Origin of the sequence: Paenarthrobacter sp. YIM B13468, assembly GCF_042788025.1 — a bacterium.
Classification (GTDB): domain Bacteria; phylum Actinomycetota; class Actinomycetes; order Actinomycetales; family Micrococcaceae; genus Arthrobacter; species Arthrobacter aromaticivorans.
This window is the reverse complement of record NZ_JBHZPI010000016.1, coordinates 33,843-52,387: the sequence shown is the minus strand read 5'-3', so window position 1 is coordinate 52,387 and position 18,545 is coordinate 33,843. Positions and strand designations below refer to the sequence as shown.

Annotated in this window: 17 protein-coding genes and 3 pseudogenes; 9 read left to right on the top strand and 11 right to left on the bottom strand. The window is 60.4% G+C overall.

All coding sequences use genetic code 11. The annotated features are described in order from the left end of the window. Positions 1-76: 76 nt before the first annotated feature. Positions 77-901: a hypothetical protein gene (locus tag ACFX4T_RS15815; protein ID WP_377652633.1), complete on the bottom strand. Its 825-nt coding sequence runs from the start codon at positions 899-901 to the stop codon at positions 77-79. After that, positions 898-2,556 carry a hypothetical protein gene (locus tag ACFX4T_RS15810; RefSeq protein ID WP_223948896.1) on the bottom strand — a complete coding sequence of 553 codons (1,659 nt, stop codon included), beginning with the start codon at positions 2,554-2,556 and terminating at the stop codon, positions 898-900. Before ACFX4T_RS15810 ends, ACFX4T_RS15815 begins: the two co-directional genes overlap by 4 nt. A gap of 305 nt (positions 2,557-2,861) precedes the next feature. Between ACFX4T_RS15810 and ACFX4T_RS15805 the strand changes: the two genes are divergently transcribed. The 4 genes and pseudogenes from ACFX4T_RS15805 to ACFX4T_RS15790 all read left to right on the top strand — a co-directional run bounded on the left by ACFX4T_RS15805 (position 2,862) and on the right by ACFX4T_RS15790 (position 5,257). After that, on the top strand, positions 2,862-3,275 hold the full coding sequence (locus ACFX4T_RS15805; protein WP_223948897.1) for a hypothetical protein: 414 nt from the start codon (positions 2,862-2,864) through the stop codon (positions 3,273-3,275). Beyond that, a complete protein-coding gene (locus ACFX4T_RS15800; protein ID WP_377652632.1) occupies positions 3,250-3,615 on the top strand; it encodes a helix-turn-helix domain-containing protein in 366 nt (121 codons plus the stop codon). Before ACFX4T_RS15805 ends, ACFX4T_RS15800 begins: the two co-directional genes overlap by 26 nt. Positions 3,616-3,996: 381 nt before the next feature. Then, positions 3,997-4,404: pseudogene (locus tag ACFX4T_RS15795) on the top strand (transposase); the annotation flags it as partial. Positions 4,405-4,735: 331 nt separating this feature from the next. Continuing rightward, a complete protein-coding gene (locus tag ACFX4T_RS15790; RefSeq protein ID WP_263426292.1) occupies positions 4,736-5,257 on the top strand; it encodes a transposase in 522 nt (173 codons plus the stop codon). A gap of 445 nt (positions 5,258-5,702) precedes the next feature. Here the strand turns inward: ACFX4T_RS15790 and ACFX4T_RS15785 are convergent, their stop codons facing one another. Then, positions 5,703-5,924, bottom strand: coding sequence for a hypothetical protein (locus tag ACFX4T_RS15785; RefSeq protein WP_223948899.1), 222 nt, complete (start codon positions 5,922-5,924; stop codon positions 5,703-5,705). Between the two features lie 320 nt (positions 5,925-6,244). On the opposite strand from ACFX4T_RS15785, the gene ACFX4T_RS15780 reads away from it, so the two are divergent. Both ACFX4T_RS15780 and ACFX4T_RS15775 read left to right on the top strand, forming a co-directional pair. Further along, positions 6,245-7,579, top strand: coding sequence for an NAD(P)/FAD-dependent oxidoreductase (locus ACFX4T_RS15780; protein ID WP_223948900.1), 1,335 nt, complete (start codon positions 6,245-6,247; stop codon positions 7,577-7,579). A 364-nt stretch (positions 7,580-7,943) separates the two neighbouring features. Then, positions 7,944-8,309: an SOS response-associated peptidase family protein gene (locus ACFX4T_RS15775; protein ID WP_377652631.1), complete on the top strand. Its 366-nt coding sequence runs from the start codon at positions 7,944-7,946 to the stop codon at positions 8,307-8,309. On the opposite strand, the gene ACFX4T_RS15770 is transcribed toward ACFX4T_RS15775, so the two are convergent. Together ACFX4T_RS15770 and ACFX4T_RS15765 are read right to left on the bottom strand one after the other, a co-directional pair. Next, a complete protein-coding gene (locus ACFX4T_RS15770; protein ID WP_223948902.1) occupies positions 8,207-8,914 on the bottom strand; it encodes an iron-sulfur cluster assembly protein in 708 nt (235 codons plus the stop codon). The two genes, ACFX4T_RS15775 and ACFX4T_RS15770, sit on opposite strands and share 103 nt — an antisense overlap. After that, a complete protein-coding gene (locus ACFX4T_RS15765; RefSeq protein WP_223948903.1) occupies positions 8,911-9,939 on the bottom strand; it encodes an amidohydrolase family protein in 1,029 nt (342 codons plus the stop codon). Before ACFX4T_RS15765 ends, ACFX4T_RS15770 begins: the two co-directional genes overlap by 4 nt. Positions 9,940-10,248: 309 nt before the next feature. On the opposite strand from ACFX4T_RS15765, the gene ACFX4T_RS15760 reads away from it, so the two are divergent. Beyond that, complete coding sequence (locus ACFX4T_RS15760) at positions 10,249-11,235, top strand: NAD(P)-dependent alcohol dehydrogenase (RefSeq protein WP_223948904.1); 987 nt, start codon at positions 10,249-10,251, stop codon at positions 11,233-11,235. Positions 11,236-11,502: 267 nt separating this feature from the next. Here the strand turns inward: ACFX4T_RS15760 and ACFX4T_RS15755 are convergent. From ACFX4T_RS15755 to ACFX4T_RS15730, 6 genes and pseudogenes are all read right to left on the bottom strand, one after another. Beyond that, a pseudogene (locus ACFX4T_RS15755) lies at positions 11,503-11,619 on the bottom strand (IS3 family transposase); the annotation flags it as partial. Positions 11,620-11,940: 321 nt separating this feature from the next. Then, positions 11,941-12,211, bottom strand: a pseudogene (locus ACFX4T_RS15750) (IS1380 family transposase); the annotation flags it as partial. A gap of 87 nt (positions 12,212-12,298) precedes the next feature. Then, positions 12,299-12,526, bottom strand: coding sequence for a hypothetical protein (locus ACFX4T_RS15745; protein WP_223948905.1), 228 nt, complete (start codon positions 12,524-12,526; stop codon positions 12,299-12,301). A 97-nt stretch (positions 12,527-12,623) separates the two neighbouring features. Next, positions 12,624-13,610, bottom strand: a complete 987-nt coding sequence (locus ACFX4T_RS15740) for a phosphotriesterase (protein WP_223948906.1) — start codon at positions 13,608-13,610, stop codon at positions 12,624-12,626. A gap of 88 nt (positions 13,611-13,698) precedes the next feature. Then, positions 13,699-14,547 (bottom strand): fumarylacetoacetate hydrolase family protein, encoded by an 849-nt coding sequence (locus ACFX4T_RS15735; RefSeq protein WP_223948907.1) that lies wholly within the window; start codon positions 14,545-14,547, stop codon positions 13,699-13,701. Between the two features lie 133 nt (positions 14,548-14,680). After that, positions 14,681-16,243: a class I adenylate-forming enzyme family protein gene (locus tag ACFX4T_RS15730; protein ID WP_223948908.1), complete on the bottom strand. Its 1,563-nt coding sequence runs from the start codon at positions 16,241-16,243 to the stop codon at positions 14,681-14,683. A gap of 250 nt (positions 16,244-16,493) precedes the next feature. Between ACFX4T_RS15730 and ACFX4T_RS15725 the strand changes: the two genes are divergently transcribed. Together ACFX4T_RS15725 and ACFX4T_RS15720 are read left to right on the top strand one after the other, a co-directional pair. Then, complete coding sequence (locus ACFX4T_RS15725; protein ID WP_216923316.1) at positions 16,494-17,639, top strand: acyl-CoA dehydrogenase family protein; 1,146 nt, start codon at positions 16,494-16,496, stop codon at positions 17,637-17,639. Further along, entirely contained in the window at positions 17,636-18,538 is a 903-nt protein-coding gene (locus tag ACFX4T_RS15720; RefSeq protein ID WP_223948909.1) for an acyl-CoA dehydrogenase family protein, read from the top strand. The genes ACFX4T_RS15725 and ACFX4T_RS15720 overlap by 4 nt, the downstream gene beginning before the upstream one ends. Positions 18,539-18,545: the final 7 nt, after the last annotated feature.

Sequence of the window (18,545 nt, the reverse complement as noted above, 5' to 3'; positions counted from 1 at the left end):
TTCGTACATGGTGGCGTTCAGCTCCCGGAGCGGATGTTGCGGATCGTCGCGATGGATGTGGCAGTACATGTGGTGGTCACAGCTGGCTCACCGTCTGGTCGGTCCACTCGACGGGCGTAAGCGTTCCGGTGCCGTCGGTGATCTCGGTGATGCCGAGGGAGAGTAGCTCGGCGAACATGCGGCTGCCGGCCTCGGCAACCTGGATGCGGTACCGGCTGGTGGTGGCGTAGGTGCCGCCGTCCTCTTCGCTGCGCTTGACAAGCATGCCTTGGTCGGCCAGGAAGGTGAGAGCTTTGCCAACTATGCCGATGGTCGAGGACGCCACCCGGCGTCCGTCGCCGGAGCCGGGTGTCGCGGCACGGCGCTGGTAAACCCGCCAAGCTGTTTCCAGATCGGGGGTATCCGCTGACGGATCGACGTCGTCGCCGGCTTCGGCGGCGGCCTCACTGAGGCGGCGGCAGGCTTCACGGACAAACGCCTCGACGCCGTTGACGGTGACGCGGCCCACGTAGGCAGGGTTGGAAAGGTCGGCGGGGCGAGGATAGGCCAGGGTGGCGGCGCCGAGATGCGCGAGTGCGTGCAGGACGCGTTCTGCGGCCTTGCCTTCCCCACCGGAGCGGCGGGCGTAGCCAGTCATCCGGACTGCGAAGACGCTTTCCTCGCTGCTGGCGACGACGAGACCGTGCCGGTCGTCCGCGTCTAGGATGACGAGATCCAGCCCCAGGCAAATGGCTTTGACGAGTTCGGCGAACCCGTCATCATGGTGGAACCGGCGGACGAGTTCGGCGTAGGTTTCGTCGCGCGCTGGGCGCAGCTTGGGGCGCAACGCAAACGCCACCAAACGGGAGGCATCGGCGACGGCCCCGACGGAGCTGGCAGTGGTCTGACCGGTTGAGCTCATGGTGCGTTCTCCTGGATCATGTTGCTGTTCATGTTCCCCTCCGGTTTTACGTTCGTGGGGCCGGCATCAATGGTCTCGGTCCCATCGCTGGCCCAGTGGCTGCCGTCGGCGGTTTCGAGGACGATAGGTTGAGTGTCGCCGGACCGGGTCTGGAGGACCTCGGCGCGGGCGACCAGGAGATCGGCGCCGGCGAACGCCGGGTCCTGGAGCACGGTCCCGTCATCAAGGGCGATTAGCACAGTTGCGTCGTGGTGGCGTCGTGCGACACCGATCTCCTGCGCAGCCAGGGCAAGGACTCGGACCACGACCAGCAGCGGCAGGTCTTCAGCGTCGGGGTCCTCGGACTGACGTGCGCGTGCGTCGGCCAGCAGCCCGGACAGGCGCTGTGGCGCAGCGGGGTCGAGATCCAGGAGGGATGCAAGATGTTCGTAGCTAGCGCCTGGGAACCGCGGCGGTTCCTCGTCGAGCTCGATTTCGGGATCCTCGATGAGGCCGCCGAGGGGGTCTCGTTCGGCCGGCGGCGTGATGAGTCCTTCGAAGAGGTCGACCAGACGCAGCGCGTGCGGGACGATGAGGCCGGCGGCAGGGCTGAAGAAGCGCAGCAGGGGCACGTCCGCTTCAGCGACGGGACGGGTTAGCACCGGCTGGAGCAGCTGGGCATGCAGGTCAAGGGCGGCCCGGATCGGTCCGGGGGCGAAGGTCTGGCGGTCCTGTTCGGCACGGAACCGGCGGCCGGCGGTCTGGAGGCCCGCTTGGAGCTGGTCGTGGCGGCGGAGGCAGTCACTTACGAGGTCGACCAGACGCGCTGCGTGCGCCTTGCGGGCGGGGGTGTCGGCGGTGTCGCGGACTTCGGTGAGGTTGACCAGAATGGCGTTTTCGGCCCGATAGCGGCCTTCGATGTGGGCGAGGGCTTCGTCGATAAACGCCGGCATGGCCTGGGCCCAGTCGACGTTACGGACATCACGGCTGGTGGCCTCGAGCCGTTGCCGGAGCATCTCGCCGTACTGGATGGTGCGGTAGCGGGCGTTTTGCGCCGCGGCTTGTGCTTCGCTGAGCCGGCCACGCTTTATGAGGATATCCAGGCGGACGTCGGCAGCTATATGCGCGGCTTCGAGGTCAACCTCGAGCGCGCCGACGAGGACATTCACAGCTTCGTTCGACGCGCGCAGGTAGAGGTCCCCGTCGAGGCCGCGCGTCTCCTCAAGCAGCTTGAAGTCGAAGGTGCGGCGCTCGTACCCGCCCGGCCCGGTCAGGCCATATACGGTGCGGAACCCGCGGTCAGTAGATCCGACGTTGAGGAGGTTCTCCAGCACCCAGCTCGCAACACGCTGATGTTCCGCGAGTGCGCGGTCTGGAGCTTGTGCGGTGACACCGGCGGCCAGATCTTTCAGCACGGACACGGGGCGGGCACCGGTGTCGAAGTCCATCGCGATGGTGACTAGGTCGATGGCGTGCAGCGCGAGCTCGGCCATCTGGTACACGGTGTAGTCGGCTGACTGTACTTGGGCCTTGCGGGCGTCAAGATCATGCAGCGGTGCCGTCGTCGCAAGCGCTTTCACCCGCTGGGCGAAGCCGGCCGAAGTCAAAGCCCTATCAGAGATAAGGTCACTTGCGGCATCGTCAAACGGGCGGCCTGGCTCGAATTCGACTTCCATACAGGTCAGGGTAACGGCGAGCGGTGACATTATGGGCCGAGTCACAGGGAGCCCGCTAGTTCTGACGCGGAAGGTAAGCGATAACGGAAGGTCAGTATACTGGTGATGACCCGCTTGTCCCGGTCCAAGTGGTGCGGCTCTCCCAGGTGAACCTTCGGGCCAATAGCGGCCCCTCCTTCAGAAGGAGGGCGATGGGCTGACCAAAGATGTAGTCCCTTTATACCGGCTGACAGTGCGAGTTGTGCCTTCGGAGATGGCTCTTTGAATGACTTGCAATGCATATGCCTTCAAAGTCATAATTGCCTATGGAACTTTTCTGGCCGGACAGCTTTGACGAGCAGCTGGACCGACTCGAAGAGGAGGCCGAAAGCGGTGATGAGAGGGCTAAGGCTGTATTCGAATATGTAGCCGCAGAGATGGACTATCTGCGGCGCCTGAGCGCACCACCCGCCGAAGAGACTCCGACACTCAAAACGGTGCGTCAGGCGAAGAGGTACCAAGTATGGCGGGTTTCTCACCCGTACCATCACGGGATCGCCGTCCGATTGATCGTCTGGTTTCCACCCGATGAGAACACAGCGGTGGTGGCCCTGTTTTCAGGTGATAAAGCCAACATGGGCGATGTCTTCTACGACAGTGTGGGAAGCAGAGCTGACCAAATAATCGATCAATGGATCAGAGAAGGGGAGGTTGATGAAAATGGTGAGGAAGACATTTAGGAAGGGCGATGACCGGCTCGGACGTATCCTGGCAAAGCCGGGTATGACAGAACGCGTAGCCGAAATTCGGGAAGCTTCCGCACGCGAGGACCGTATTTACGCCCTTAACCTAGCCACAATTCGCAAGGCCGCAGAACTGACACAGGATGACTTGGCCCAGAGGCTTGGAATAGATCAGAGTGTTGTTTCGAAGACAGAGCGCCGCGAAGACATGCTTCTGTCAACGCTTATGGACTATTTGTCAGCCGCGGGCGTAGAAGACGCAAAGATGGTGGTGCACGTTAACGGCCGCGAAATTGAACTGGACCTCCGCAGTCTGCAGCATCAAGTGCAGGGCTGAGAACGTTTGCGGAAGGACCCGGCATCGCCATCCGGAGGGGACTCCGCATAGTCGAGCTTGCTTCCGGTGATGTGGCCACTGCTCGCGCGGCTGGGGGAGTGCGGCCGGTCTCAAGAGTCACGTGAATGGGGCAAAAAGGAAGTGTGGACAGTAATGATGAAATTGGTTGTGTCGCGGCGTGGCTCTAAGTGTGGCTGACGCCCTGTGAGGGGTTTGTCTTGACATTGATCTGTCCGCCGCGACACGACCGCACTAAACGCGGCGGCCAGGTGGACATGACCTTATAGGAGCCTGTTCCGAAGAGTCCCATTACTGTCTTGTCTGCCCACCCGGCCGGCGTGCCCTTTTCTCATCGCATGCAAAGGTCAGGGCAGTTTCATCATGGCAAACGAACATCTGGAAGTCATCGCCGGGATCGACACCCACGCCGGTACCCACCACGTCGCCCTCATCACCGACACCGGCCGGCACCTGGCCGACAGGCAATTCCCTGCCGCGGGGTCCCGCTACCAGGGCATCATCGAGTTCATCGCAGAGTTCGGTCCGGTCCTCGCCGCCGGCGTGGAAGGGACCGGCAGCTACGGTGCCGAACTCTCACGCGTACTCGTCCGCGAGGGCATTCACGTCGTCGAGGTGATGCGCCCGAACCGGCAGGCCCGCCGGCTGCAGGGAAAATCCGACCCGCTCGACGCCTATCAGGCCGCCGAATCGGTATTGTCCGGCCACGCCGGCGCCACCCCGAAATCCCGGGACGGAGCCGTGGAATCGCTGCGGGTACTGCGCGCCGAGCGCGCCACCGCAATGCGCGCCCGGGTCGCCGTGATGGCCCAGGTCAAGGCGATCCTGGTGACCGCACCGGAAACGATCCGCGCCAGATACCGGGCCATGACCAGTCCCGCTTTGATGGCCGCGCTGGAAAAGACCCGGCCCGCCGGACCGGCCTCCGAGCCACTCACCAGCACCGCGACCGTGCTCAAACGCCTCGCCGTCCGCTACCGGCACCTGCACCAGGAACTGGCACTGATCGACGCCGAACTCGACGCCATCCTCGCCCTCCACGCACCGATGCTCCGCGATCTCCAGGGCGGGCACCGACGTCGCCAGCCAGCTCCTCGTAACGGTGGGAGACAACCCCGAACGCGTGAGCTCCGAAGCGAAGTTCGCCGCACTGGTCGGCGTCGCCCCGATCCCCGCATCATCGGGAAAGACCGCCCGTCACCGGCTCAGCCGCGGCGGCGACCGGCAGGCCAACAAAGCCATCCACCGCGTGGTCCTCGTGCGGATGAGATACGACGCCAGGACCAGGGCCTATGTGGCCAGGCGACACCAGGAAGGCAAGAGCACCAAGGAAATCATGCGCTGCCTCAAGCGCTACGTCGCCCGGGAAATCTACGACCAACTCCTCCACCCGCGACCCGGCCCCGACGCCGGAACACTCCGGACGGTACGCACGACCAAGCAGCTGACCCTTCAGCAAGCCGCCGACGCCCTCCACGTCTGGCCCACCGCACTGTCCCGCCTCGAACGCGGACTCACCCACGACAACGACTTCCACCAACGCTACGAAACCTGGCTCAACTGCCAGTCCCCGGCAACCGTGCACATGCCGGATCCCGGGTTGGCCCGCGTGCTGCCTGCCTGACCATGGCCGCGCAAGCCCCGGGGTCAAGGGCGGCCGCATGGCCGTCGCGCAGCGATCGCAGGAGCGACCCTTGAGGCCGGAGCGGCGGCCACGGTAACCTGCGCGGCCGCGTGGCTCAACAACCGTTGACAACAATAGGAGCATCAATGTCCACACTTTGGGCTTCGGTCTCAGTCGTACGTTGGCCGGACTGGCTCGGATTGGCGATGTTTCAGGTGTTCCCAGTGTTGCCAAGGCCTTGAATGCAGTTTGAGTCCCACCTCGGGCACGGCATGACCCCTCGTCAGAGGGGTTTTTGCTTTAATGTGTGTACAAAGCTTGACATTTCCCTCTGTTTTGAGGTCCCGGGTGGTGCCTGGCCGCTGGGTTCGGCCTGTTCAGTTTTGGGTGGGGGAGCGGGTTCAGTGCCTTGGCTGGTGGGCGCTCCGCCAGCTGGGTTTTGGGGTCATTCAGCCCTCCTTTGCGGGTGTTGCGGTGGTTGCTGTTGGCCGTTCACTGCTTCATGGTTGTCGCGTGTGCCGATGACATGACTTTCACGGAAATTTTTGAAGAGTTTTTCCGGATCCGGTTCAACGATGCTTCCTGCCGCCTGCCGACTCGTCGTGTTTGTCCGGCCAAAGGTGGTGGGTACAGTGTGCACGTTTAAGTCTGCTTTGTTGGTGGCCACGGTTTGCTCGCTTTCTTGCTTTCACGTGTTCATTCCGCGTGCGGTCATCGGCGGCATGACTAAGCGCCAAAGCTCAGAGGCTGGGGTCGGCACTTGGTCCCATGTCTTGTTAGCAGTTGCATCCGAGCGACGGTGGGCGGCGAGGCTTTAGCTACCTTTCGTCAGCTACCTTTCGTCGCGGTCGACTTGTCAGCTTAGGGTCTATGGCCTTGGGCGTAAGCCGCCCAGATATCGGCGACATGCGCGCTAGTCTGACGCTATTTCGGAGGGGATCTGACGACAGGTTGAGGTGTAGTGCGGCCTGACGCTAGCACCGAATCGTGCTGGCCCCTGTGCTGCTATCCATTCGCTGGCGAATCGCAGCCCGCGAATCAAGGGCTGATGGGAAATCCGTGCTTGTGCTCGAAGGGCGCGACCGCCTCGGCGGGCGTACCTGGTACAGGAAGTTCAAGGGAACAGATCAGGGAGTCGAAATCGGCGGAACCTGGATTGCCCCCGACCAGCAGAAGTTCGTGCAGGCGGAGTTGGAACGCTATAAGGTACAGACCTTTCAAAGCCCGGTAGCATCAAGCTTTGGCTGGGGCCTCGACGGCGAGATGCTGAACACTGGATTTCCGATCCCAGCCGACGAATGGGCGGCGCTGGAGCATGCCATCGTACAGATTGACAAGGATGCCGAACGAATCCGCTTTTACGAAGCACCCCTCGGGCAGACTGGCCTGGAAGACTTGGACATCCCATTCTCGGCATACGTCGACGCCCTCAACGTCCCGGCCAAGACGCGGGACTTCCTTCTTGCGTGGCCTACGTTCTACTTCGGGGCTTACCCTCAAGAGCTTTCAGCCCTTCACGCTATTTCCTGGGTGAGCGGTTTCGGAAGCTCCGTGGGGTGGTACACCCTGTTGTCCGACAAATTTGTGGGAGGAACGAAGAATCTTATTGAGCACATCCTCCACGAAGCGAATGCTGACGTGCGGTACGGCTCTGCAGTGGAATCGATCGTGGACGAAGATTCGCAAGTGCGGGTCCTCACCCAAGATGGCCAGACAATCCTCGCAAGGTCCGTCATCGTAACTGCTCCTGTCAACACCTGGGAACGAATCAACTTCGTACCCGAACTGCCCCAAGCCCACCGGGCCATGGCCACCGAGAAGCAGGCAGGGCAGTCCGTAAAAGTCTGGGCACTCGTGCCCAAGTTGGAAAAGGACTTTTACGGCATCGGGATGGACACTACGTTCAAGTGGATTGCGTCGGAATACACAACCGATGACGGGACCTACCTGTGCTGCTTCGCCAGTGCGGAAGCAGACATTGACGCAACAGACATGGATGCCGTTACCAACGCCGTGCGCCAATTCCTCCCTGAAGCAACGGTCCTCGCACTGGACTCGCACGACTGGAACAAGGACGAGTTCTCTTTGGGAACGTGGATGGCCTACCGGCCGGGCCAGGTCATGAAATACTCCAACCAGCTTCAAGTACCTCACGGGCGCGTTCACTTCGCCAATTCTGATCTGGCGTCCGGATGGGCCGGTTGGATTGACGGTGCAATAGAATCCGCATTCACGGCAGCAAATGCCTCAAACGACCTGTTAGCCTCCGAAAGTGCTCACATTCCGGATGCTCCAGAGAAGGCAAAAGTATCCAAGTCGTGAGCACAACGTAGGTCACTACGGCTCCGGTATTTATGCTTATCTACTGCATTTCCCATTTAGGGGAAGAGAACCCGGATCAGATTCTTCACCTGATCCGGGTTCTCGACCTTAGTGACATCCAGGGGAAGTATTAGATTCCGTGTCCCCTGCTTCTCGCTAGCCCTTGAGGCAGGGAGCTCGGGACACAGAAGACGTGAGTGTGACGGCCGGTCCAGGTTTGACGGTTTTGTGGGCAGAATGGGCTCATATGCGGCAGATACGTGATGTCCAAAGCAAACGAGTGACCTTCTGAGCCACTTCGAGGCAAAGGAAATTGAAGGCACCCCACCACGGCGGAGCTGGAACGTGGCACCGACCCAGAAACGTGCCGATCGTGGCAGAGCGTTTGGATGAGGGCACAATCGACAGGCGTCTGCTGATAGCCCGCTGGTGCCTGATTCCTTCCCGGGCAAAGGACGCCAAGATCGGCTCCAAGCTAATAGATGCTCGTAGCGAATCAATCTTGGAGAAGCCGTCCTTCCGTTCTGCTGCCAGCGGTCAGTTTAAAGTTGAAGTTGACAACCACGAATGGCAAGGTCGAAGCCGACAACACCAACGGGAGGACAAACCCTTCACGGGCCTATGGGCTCAGGCGTGTGTAGGCTCGTTATACCGAGTGCGTAGTAGACCGCGACAGAAGTGGGCGTTTCCCTCGATTGAGATTCGTGTTGCCTTGGCGAACCTTATTTGAACTGCCAGGTCGGTGGTGTCCCAGGGGGAACCATCGGCGTTGACGAGGAGGAACGCGTTGTCGTCTATGCTGATCCCGAGATCGCTTCGGCGCCGCACCAGAGCTTCTCGTTCCTGCATAGGCGGCACATCCTTGAGCCGAATCGACGGCAGCAATTCTGGGACGACCGCATAAATGGATACGAGTCTCGCGATCACGCGCTCAAGGGATGCGAGGTGGGCCTTCGATCGGAAGATGGCGCGAAGGTCGTCCAGGCCGCTTGATGCTTCGTCCGGGTAGGCGTCGGCAAATCCGACTCCCGCGGCCACAGCCGAGTTGATGCGCTCGGAGTCAGCATTACCCTCAAGCTCAACCCGAGTGGACATTTCGGGAAACTCCGTCCGCAAGGCATCAGCGGAATCGGCCGCCATCATGAACGCGAAGTTAGGGGAGCAGAAGGCCGTCGGTAGTCTGAGGGTGGCTGTGACGACCCTGCCGTCCGTCTCTACCTTCCCGACGAATCCGAGGGTCGTGAGCGGCTCATCCAGTTCCGGGTCAGTGACGGTGGAAAGTGCCCGCCATGCTCGGTCTTCGATCAAGCCAAAACGCGTGCTTGTCGCGGTCATTTTTCCAGCGCGCCCACGGGTTCGGCTTCGGTCGTTGCGGGATTCAAGCGGAGGTGCTCGGGCACCTCTATGTGCGGATAGAGTGCGGCGGCGTTGAGGCCCAGAATCTTCTTCTTCTGTGCCACCGTGATCTCGCCGTATTCGCCCTGCATATCTTCCGGAATCTGGAAGTCGACGAACTTCTCCACCAGCCACTTGGGCTGCCAGAGGGCATAGTCGGAACCGAACAGGATCTTGTCCTCACCGATCCAGTAGAGGAGCTCGCCGATGATCTGAGCCCAGTAACGCGGTCGGGTATGGATGAAGGGCATCGCGACTGCGAGTCCTCCATAGACATTGGTCTCCTGCGTCGCGATCCAACAGAAATCCTCGAGTCTGGGAAGGCCGACGTGCTCGACGATGAAGTTCAGATCCGGGAAATCAGTGGCGCAGTAGTCGATGTCAGCGACGTCGAACGAGTCGCGGTCGAGTGGCTTTATTGTCGGTCCCTTGTGAACGTGGATGTTCTTGATCCCGAGCTCCTGGCACTTCTCCAGATAGCGGTAGGTTTCGCGGTCGCTCATCTTGAACCCGCGGCTCTCACCATGCCACTCCGCCGTATAAACCTTGACGCCCTTTAGACCGAACTCGTGGGCGGCGTCCTCCAAACGGCCAAGCCCTGCCTCACCAAATCGAGGATCGAAATTATGGTTGTAGGTGAGGCGCTCCGGCGACCGGCGAGCCATGTCCTGAGCAAGGTCGCGACTGAATCCGTTCTTGTAGAACGCTGGGAGTGCCGCCGGGTTGAAAATCGCGTGATCGACGTAACCATTTTCGAAGATGTCTGTCATGAAATTCTGTTCGGTGTACTTCTGATACTTGCGGAAATCCCACACGTACTCCTCGGGAGAGAGGTTTCGGTGGTAGGCGTAGAAGCACTCAATGAACTCCGCTCCGTGAATGTTCCGCTGGTTCTCGTCCGAGCCATCCCACATGTGGACATGGGAGTCCACTACGAAATAATCTTCCCCGTCTTTGGAGTACATCTCGACCCTCGTTCTCTATCCCGCGACAGCTGCGTCGCGGTATTGAATACTGCATGTCAAAGGCAATCTACCAATCATATGTTTGATACTGCAAGGCACATCTGAAGACATGCCCGGCTATATCCTGAAATGTGGCCCCAGATTGGTTCAAAACTGGACCCGTCAAAGGGGCGCTTGCTCCGGAAGGGCGGGTGGCAAGCCCCCGCTAGCCAACCAACCACTTGTTTGTTAGCGTGGTCACCACGTGATCGACAGTGAGGTAGGAAAATGAAGGCGCTTCGTCTCCACAGATATCAGCAAGCACCCTCGATGGATGAGATCGACGAGCCAACGGTCTCTGGTCCCTGGGATGTGATCGTCGAGATTGGCGCGGCAGGCGTCTGCCGCACGGATCTACACATCATCGAGGGTCAATGGGCAGAGATCCAGAAACCCGATCTGCCATATACCCTCGGGCATGAGAACGCCGGTTGGGTGCGGGAGGTGGGCAGCGCCGTCGACAATGTAAAGCCGGGAGACCTGGTGATTCTGCATCCGCTCGTGACCTGCGGGCTCTGCGCCTCATGCCGCATCGGACAGGACTCGCATTGCGAGCGTGCAAGCTTCCCCGGCATCAACGCAGACGGCGGTATGGCCGAGCTGATCCGGACAAACGCCCGGGCAGTGGTCAAGTTGGACCCTTCGCTCACCCCCAGCAAGGTGGCGGCCTTGGCGGATGCCGGCCTAACGGCCTACCATGCGGTGAGAAAAGCCGCCCCCGGGCTATTCCCCGGCTCGCACGCCGTTGTGTTCGGCGCCGGTGGGCTGGGCCACATCGGGGTGCAGGCTCTGGCTGCGATCACTAGCACCGAGATCACCGTAGTGGATCGGAGTGAATCGGCTCTTGAGCTGGCGAGGACACTGGGGGCCCACCATACGATCCTCGCCACAACGGACGACGCGGTGAGGAATGGAGTGCGGGATATCACCGAGGGCGGGGCGCATGTCGTGTTCGACTACGTCGGGGAGTCGGGCGCAGAGAAGATTTCTCCGCAGCTGCTGCGCAACCAGGGATCGCATTACGTGATCGGCTATGGCGGGGCAATCGAGCTACCGACCATCGAGGTCATCTCGAAAGAAATCAGCGTGGTAGGGAATCTGGTCGGCACCTACACAGACCTGGTCGAGCTGATGACTCTTACGGCCAAGGGTCTCGTCACCCTTCACACCTCGGAGTATCCGCTCGATGCCGCTCTTGATGCGCTGGACGATCTTCACCGCGGGCGGGTCGTTGGACGCGCCATTCTCGTGCCCTAGACGACTGGCGGGTGTGCCAGGCGCGCCGAGTGCATGGCTGGGGTGTCTGTTCTTAACAGTTCATCTGTTGTAGTTGGCTGTTGCTGTTCCCGGCGGGTGCCCCGCCGTCGTTGTTGGTGTGGGGCGGCCTGCGGTCATCGAAGACCTCGGAAGTAGCGCTCGGTCGCCCGTCGGGCGGCCTAGCGGCTGGCGAGACTGTATTCGCTGCGGGAAGTGGCATCAGCATCAGAGTCAGGTGTTACTGGCCATTTCTTAGCGCGTCCGGGTAAGGGAGGCACGGTTGTGGTCGGTCATAGTCCAGCCGATGACCATGCGGGTGTGCAGGTCGATGACGGTGGTCAGGTAGCGTCAGGCCTCACGGGTGCGCAAATAGGTGATGTTTCCGATGGGCTTCGTTCCGGCGGCATCAGAGGCAAGGGGTGGAGTCCTGGCTGAAGGTGGTCCAGAAGGCCTTCTCCGGGTCCGATGGTCCGTGCGGTGGCAGAAGATCCCGACGGAGGAAGCGAGGGTTTCAGCGATGCTGACCAGTGGAGAGCCACCGGTCAGCATTTTCGTCGAAGACCGCGTCCCTGTACTGGATGGGTTTGCAGGCGTCCTGGGCTGTTCCCGCGATCGGCCGTGTGATGGTGGGTCTATGAGGCTGCGATGGAAATCACGGCGCCGGCTTTGGCCGCGGTGCGTCCTTAGAACGCCGAATCGGGACCAAAGGAGCGCGTTCAGCCCGAGCGCTCCGGAATATCCGTAGCCCGAGCCCCGCTTCTGGTATTCGTGGACTTCGACGATCGTGGCGTCCACCTCCACCAGTGTATATCCGCCCGTGCCGGCCTGAAGCCGAGGGGGCCCGGGCCGGCCAGGTTCAGCAGAACCTGGAGTCGACCGCATCCAGTTGGCGGAAGTGCCCGCAGGTGACGGATCGTAGGAACGAGCCCGCGGTCGAGAGCGCATAACGGGCCTGGAAGAGCCTGCGCACCTCGCCGTCGTCGGAATTGCACCCGCGGTGGTCCCGACAGAGCGGCCCTGAGCCCGAATAGTTCGAAGTACAGGAAGCGTGTCGGCAAGTCCACTAGGCGGTTTGGTGTCGGAGATCGAGTTGGTCCGTGTGGCCAAAGGGGACTGCACTGCTGAAAGCGACAATGAAGTGCCCATCGCCAAGCCGGGTCAGTAGGATGCCATGCGTCCGTTGCCCCTTGGCGCTGTCGATCATCTGGTCGACCGCAGCGGCGAGGCAACGGTCCATTGAGGCCCTGTCGTGGACTCTAATTTCGATGGGTTCCAGCTCTTGGACGGTCATTCCTGGTCTCCTTAGTGGTTGGTAGCAGCCGCAGGCGATACTGGGCCAGCCTTGTGCCCCATGAGGTGTGCCCCATCGCGGGAAATGTAGTCCCGCTCTAGGAACCGCCCCGTCCGCCCGAGAGAACCGTTGCGGGGTTCATATGCGTCATCTGGTACAGATCGTCGTCAGAGATTCCCGCTTCCTTCAGGTGATCGATAACGGTGTTCGGCACGTACGCCAAGTTCCAATCCGGAAGATGCTCGGCGAAGTAGTCACCTGAGATGACATCGCTCCAGGTGACTGAATCACTGGAAAGCACCATCTTGGATGCGTAGCCGAGGCGACAGAGCTCGGCCACAACCTCTACGCGTTGGGAGGTTGTCAAAGTGGCACGTCCTGGCATGGTGTAGCCGAACCTGTCCATCCCGAGATACGAGCCCCGGTCTGCCAGAGCTGTGAGATAACTCAGGTCCGTACTGTCGCCGCAGTGTCCGATTATCACGTGACGGAGATCGACACCTGCGTTGGCAAAGACGTCCTGTTGCTGGAGACCCACCTGGTTGCCCGCGTGAGTGTGGGTACAGATCGGAGCACCCGTGCGCAGATGAGCGCGCGCCGCCGCCAACAAAAGCCGTGTGTTGTTTTCGTCCACAACTGGGTCGGAGCCGGTCTTGATGATTCCCGCTTTGATCTCGGTTCCATCCATGCCCACTTCGATGTCGTGAACGAACAGATCGGCCAGCCGGTCTGGATCGATACCATCCGCAGCATCTCCAACCACTCCCTGCAGATAGAGCGGCAGCGGTTCGTGAGGGTGCGCCCCGGTAGCGGCGACGATGTTCACATCGGTGAGGCGGGCAACTTCCGTCAACAGCGACAGATCCCGTCCCATGTTGGGCGTTGTCATGTCCACGATCGTCTTCACACCGAGACTTTTCGCCCGAGAGACCTTGGCTGCAACGGCCGCGACGGCAGCATCGCGGTCAAGGAGGTGCGGCCATCGCTCGTACATGCCCACTGACAGCATGAACAGATGTTCATGCATGAGGGTGAAGCCAATTGATGCTTCCTCGGCGGTACCGCTTACCGTGTGGATGCTCATGACAGCCCGAACGGCTGGGATCCGGGGGAGGGGCAGAGCCGGGTCCGGTCGACGCGGGAAATGAGTCTTAGAGCTGTGATGAACACTGCTATACCTTTCTGTTCTGTCCAATATTGCGGGTGCAGGGGTTGGAGAGCGAACCAATGCCGTCGATGGTGGAGGTGAGACGCTGGCCCGCTTCCAAGAAGCGGGCGGGATTGCGCGCAGCTCCGATTCCACCGGGTGTTCCCGTAGCGATAACATCACCGGGGACGAGCGTAATGAATTGACTGATGTATGACACGATCTCTGCGGGGTTGAAAATCAGCTTTGAGGTGCTCGACTTCTGCACGACATCCCCGTCGACGTCACATCGCACTTCCAAGTCACGTGCGTGGTCGATTTCGTCCGGCGATACGAGGTGTGGTCCGATCGGAGTCGACGACTCGAAAGTCTTTCCCTGAAGATACTGCGACGTTCGAACTTGCCAGTCGCGCATAGAGACGTCGTTGACGACTGTATACCCGGCGATGGCATCCCAACTCTTTTCCGGGGGGGCACTGCGTACCTGCCGGCCAACGACGATGCCGAGCTCAATTTCCCAGTCGACCGCGTCGGAAGCATCGGGAAGCACCAGCTCATCGAACGCGCCGATGAGGCTCCGCGAGTACTTGGCGAAGAGGGTGGGGAATTCCGGGATCATTTGTCCAGTCTCGGCTGCGTGGTCTTGATAGTTCAGGCCGACGCAGATGATCTTCTCCGGATTCGGTACAACAGGCGCGAGATCCACCTGGTGTTCATCGAGCACGAGACCTATGTCGGTCTCTGCGGTCTTCCGCCAGTCCCCGCTCGATTCCAGGACGCTTCGAACGTCCGAGTACGGGAGTACGTAATATAGCCCGTTCTCTACTCGGGCTGCCGCGGTGCTGCCTTCTAGCCTGATCGTTGCAAGTCGCATGACTGCTCTCCTCATGATTGTCGCAAGCCAGCACCAGGGCTGACTTACGGGGTGGACCACTCAGGCAGAGGCCAGCCGAACGCGTGTCAGCTGCTCGGGGGTCGCCGTCAGGTTATGTTGTTAGTGCTGGTTTCTACCGGAGTCGATGGCGCATGACCTTCCCGCCAACATTTCGGGGGAGAGCCGACGTGAACTCGATTCGACTTGGCTGCTTGTAGGAGGCGAGCTGCCGTCTGCAAACAGCCTCGAGTTCGCCCAGAGACGGCGATACGTCCGAAGCCCGAACGACGTATGCGACGGGTGTGGAACCCCACTTCTCGTGGTGGACGCCGACGACGGCGCATTCGATGACGCCCGGAATCTGAAGCAGGACACGCTCGATCTCGCTCGGATAAATGTTCATGCCGCCGGAGATGATGAGATCGGTGCGACGGTCCAGTACTTCGATGTACCCCTCCTCGTCGATTCTGCCGACGTCGCCAGTGTGATACCAGCCATTGCGAAATGCCTTCGCTGACGCCTCTTCGTTGTTCCAGTACCCGTCAGCAAGAGAGCCGGAGCGGACGATCAGCTGACCGACGGAACTGCCGTCGTGAGGGAGCTTGTTTCCGTGTTCGTCGATGAGTCGGACGACGGTCTCCGGTACGGATCGGCCGGTCGATGAGAAGATTCCTGGTCGGCGCTCTGAGTAGTCCAACGCCGATGTGGCAGCCACGAGTCCTCCCGAGTTTTCCGTCATGCCCCACCCCTCGACCAAGCGGGGGCCGATGGCGTCCACGAGGAGTTCCAGGTGTTCCTCTGGTGCCTTGGCCGTGCCGTGGAGCAGACTCTGCAGCGATGGCAGCGTTAGCCCTTGCTCGCGAACAATGGTGCAGAAGTCGACGATCGGCGGACCAGGCAGAGTAGTGAATGTCGCGTGGTGCCGATCGATCGCATCAACGAGTCGCGGTGTGTCGAAATTGCTCATGAGGATCGTCGTGCCACCTACTGCCAGATGGGGCAACACATGGGCGGGAATACCCGCGGATGACGATAGTGACAGCGCAAATATCTGGGTGCTGCCGATGCTGTAGCGGTTTGCGACTTGATTAGTTTGGACGATCGAGCGAAGTGAACGATGGGTCAACCTGGCTCCCTTAGCGAGACCTGTGGTGCCGCTTGTGTAGGCCAGAACAGCCAGGTCGTCGGGAGCAGGGCTGATTGGCGTTGGAGGGGTCGGCTGTCCGGAAGCGCGAAATCCCTCGTACCCGCGTGTGGCGGCATCGCGATTGGCCCCTGTCGTCACCGTCAGCCGAATGGAGTCGCGGTTTTCGAGTGCCTCGACCCGCTCTGCCGTACTGTCGTCGATGAAGAGAGCGACTGCTCCGGAATCGTCGAGCATGTGTTGTGCCTCGAAGGATGTGTGCCGCACATTGCATTGGACGACCACCATACCGGCCTTCAGGCAGGCCAAATATGCCTCCATATAGCGGATGTCATTTTCCATCCAGATCGCTACACGATCCCCGGACGAAATGCCCGCGCCCAGCATCGCGTTCGCAATGCGGTTGGTGTTGTCATCGAGCTCGGCGTAAGTGACGCCGATTCCATCCAGCATGCGGATCGCAATGCGGTTAGGCGCCCGTTGAGCACCAATTCGCACGAGAGAGCCGAGGTTGTATGCGGCGGGGTTAAGGAGTGTCTGTGTGGTGGTCATCGTTGCCCTCCGAGCATTGGTCCTGGTGTGAAAGCGATCGAACGAATGCGATGATCCGATTTCCGCGTCAAGCAGCATGTTGGTCGAATGCAACCATCATGTACCCCGATCGCCTCCCGATCGAAGATAAAGTCCGCCCACTTGCCAGCTTGGGCCTGCAATACGGTATGCTACCAAACAAACGATCGATTTGTAGAGCTCGCGAGTAACCAAGTGTTCGCGGGCCTGGCTGTAAGCGAAAGGTGGCACCATGACGACCGTGAATAATGATGTCTGTGCAGGCGACGCGGACTTAAGCGATTTTGCGCTGCGTGCCGAGGAATGGCTGCAGACTGCGGTGCCCGTTGAGTGGCGGGAGTCCCGAGGTGCTCTCAGCGGCGAGGAATCAGATGCAATCCGGCGCGAGTGGGACCTTCAGCTGTGGCGCGGAGGATTTGCGGGGATAGCTTTTCCCAAAGATTTTGGTGGCCAGGGCCTAGGTCTGGCCGAGGACGTGATATTTCACGTGCTTGCAGCCAAGGCGCAGGCTCCCGACGGCTTCTCGCGCGTTGGCAAAACGCTTGTTGCCCCCATGGTGGTTCGCAGCGGAACCGACTGGCAGAAGGAACGCTATCTTCCGCCCTTGTTGCGCGGGGAGGAATTGTGGTGCCAAGGCTTCTCCGAGCCGGACGCCGGATCTGACCTTGCTGGCGTGCGGACCCGCGCAGTGCGAGACGGTGACGGCTATCGAATCACCGGGCGCAAGACCTGGACCACGTTTGCCCAGCACGCCGACCGAATATTTGTTCTGGCAGTCACTGATCCCGATGCACCGCGCTACAAGAACCTGAGCATGTTCCTTGTGGACATGCGCGCACCGGGCGTGTCCATCAACGACATCCGGCAGATTTCCGGCGCCATCCACTTCGCAGAGACACACTTCGACGGCGTATTTGTTGCGGAACGAGATCGTGTGGGGAATGAAGGTGACGGGTGGAAAATAGCCATGGAGTTGCTCGGTGATGAACGGGGTGGCTCCGAGGCTGCTGCCCGGTATGTCGAAATCAGATCCGATTTGGACCTGCTGTTCCGCACCTGCGGCGATCGGCCGGAATTGGCGAACGCACTGCAGGAACTGGACGAGCGCACCGAGACTCTACGCTGGCATCTTGCCAAGGTGATTGATCTTGAGGGCATGGGTGGTGAGGCATTCGCGCGGGCAGTATCAGTCCTCAAGGTTCTATGGAGCGAGCTATGGCAAGTCGTGGCGCGGGTGGGTTTCGAGGCTCACGTTCCTGCCGACAGGGAGCATTGGCGCTACCAGTTTTTCGAGTCGAAGGCTGTATCAATTTACTCAGGCACGAATGAGATTCAGCGTAACCTCATTTCGGAACGAGTTTTGGGGCTGCCGCGATGAACGTTCTCATTGATACAAAGGCCGGAGAAATTGGCGAGCTTGCGTCTGAGGCGATAAGCGACATCATCGAACGGGCCACCGCTGGAACAAGCATCACCGCCTACGCCGAAGGCGAATCGCCTTTGTCGTGGAACGCGCTTGAGGAAGGGGGGTGGGACCTCGTTGGGATCCTTGACGATGGGGAAGGAGCTCAACTGCGAGATATTGTCGCCATCGCTCAAGTATGGGGAACTCGCCTGATCCCCTTACCGTACCTGGAAACTGTGATCGCTAAACGTCACTCGGAGATAGCCCGAAGTTGGGACGGTCCCGTGTCCTTCGCGTTACCCACTTCGACCCTCGGGCCTGGAAAGCAGCGGTATGTCCCATTTGGACAGTTCGCAGGCCTGCGTGTGGTTACAGCCCTTGGCGGCGATTCTGGTCAACTCATTGAAATTCCGGAAGGTCGCCCAGCCGGACTGGATCTTTGTGCTCGTGGTCTGGAAGTGGATGTGATCCTGACTGATTTCTCGGAAACTGCAGCTCGGGAGCTCGCCGTCGTCTATGCAGCCAGCTCAGTTGGAGCTGCGAGGCGAATGCTTGAACTCGGTGTCACCTTCGCGAAGGAACGCCAGCAGTTCGGTCGACCTATCGGCTCGTTCCAGGCAGTCAAACATCATCTGGCAGATGCGTTGATCGCCGTAGAAGAGGCTGACACCGCAGTCATTCGAGCAAGTCGGACCACTGAAGGCGTACGGCAGACTACGGAGTTCGTCGTCAAGCGCTGTATTGATGCGGCCGAACTCGTCCTCCAAGTGCACGGTGCACTGGGGTTCACCTGGGAGATGGGTCTGCACTACTACCTGCGCCATATGCTCACGGCACAAGAGATTGTCGGTGGATTACGCAACTGTCCGTGAACTACGC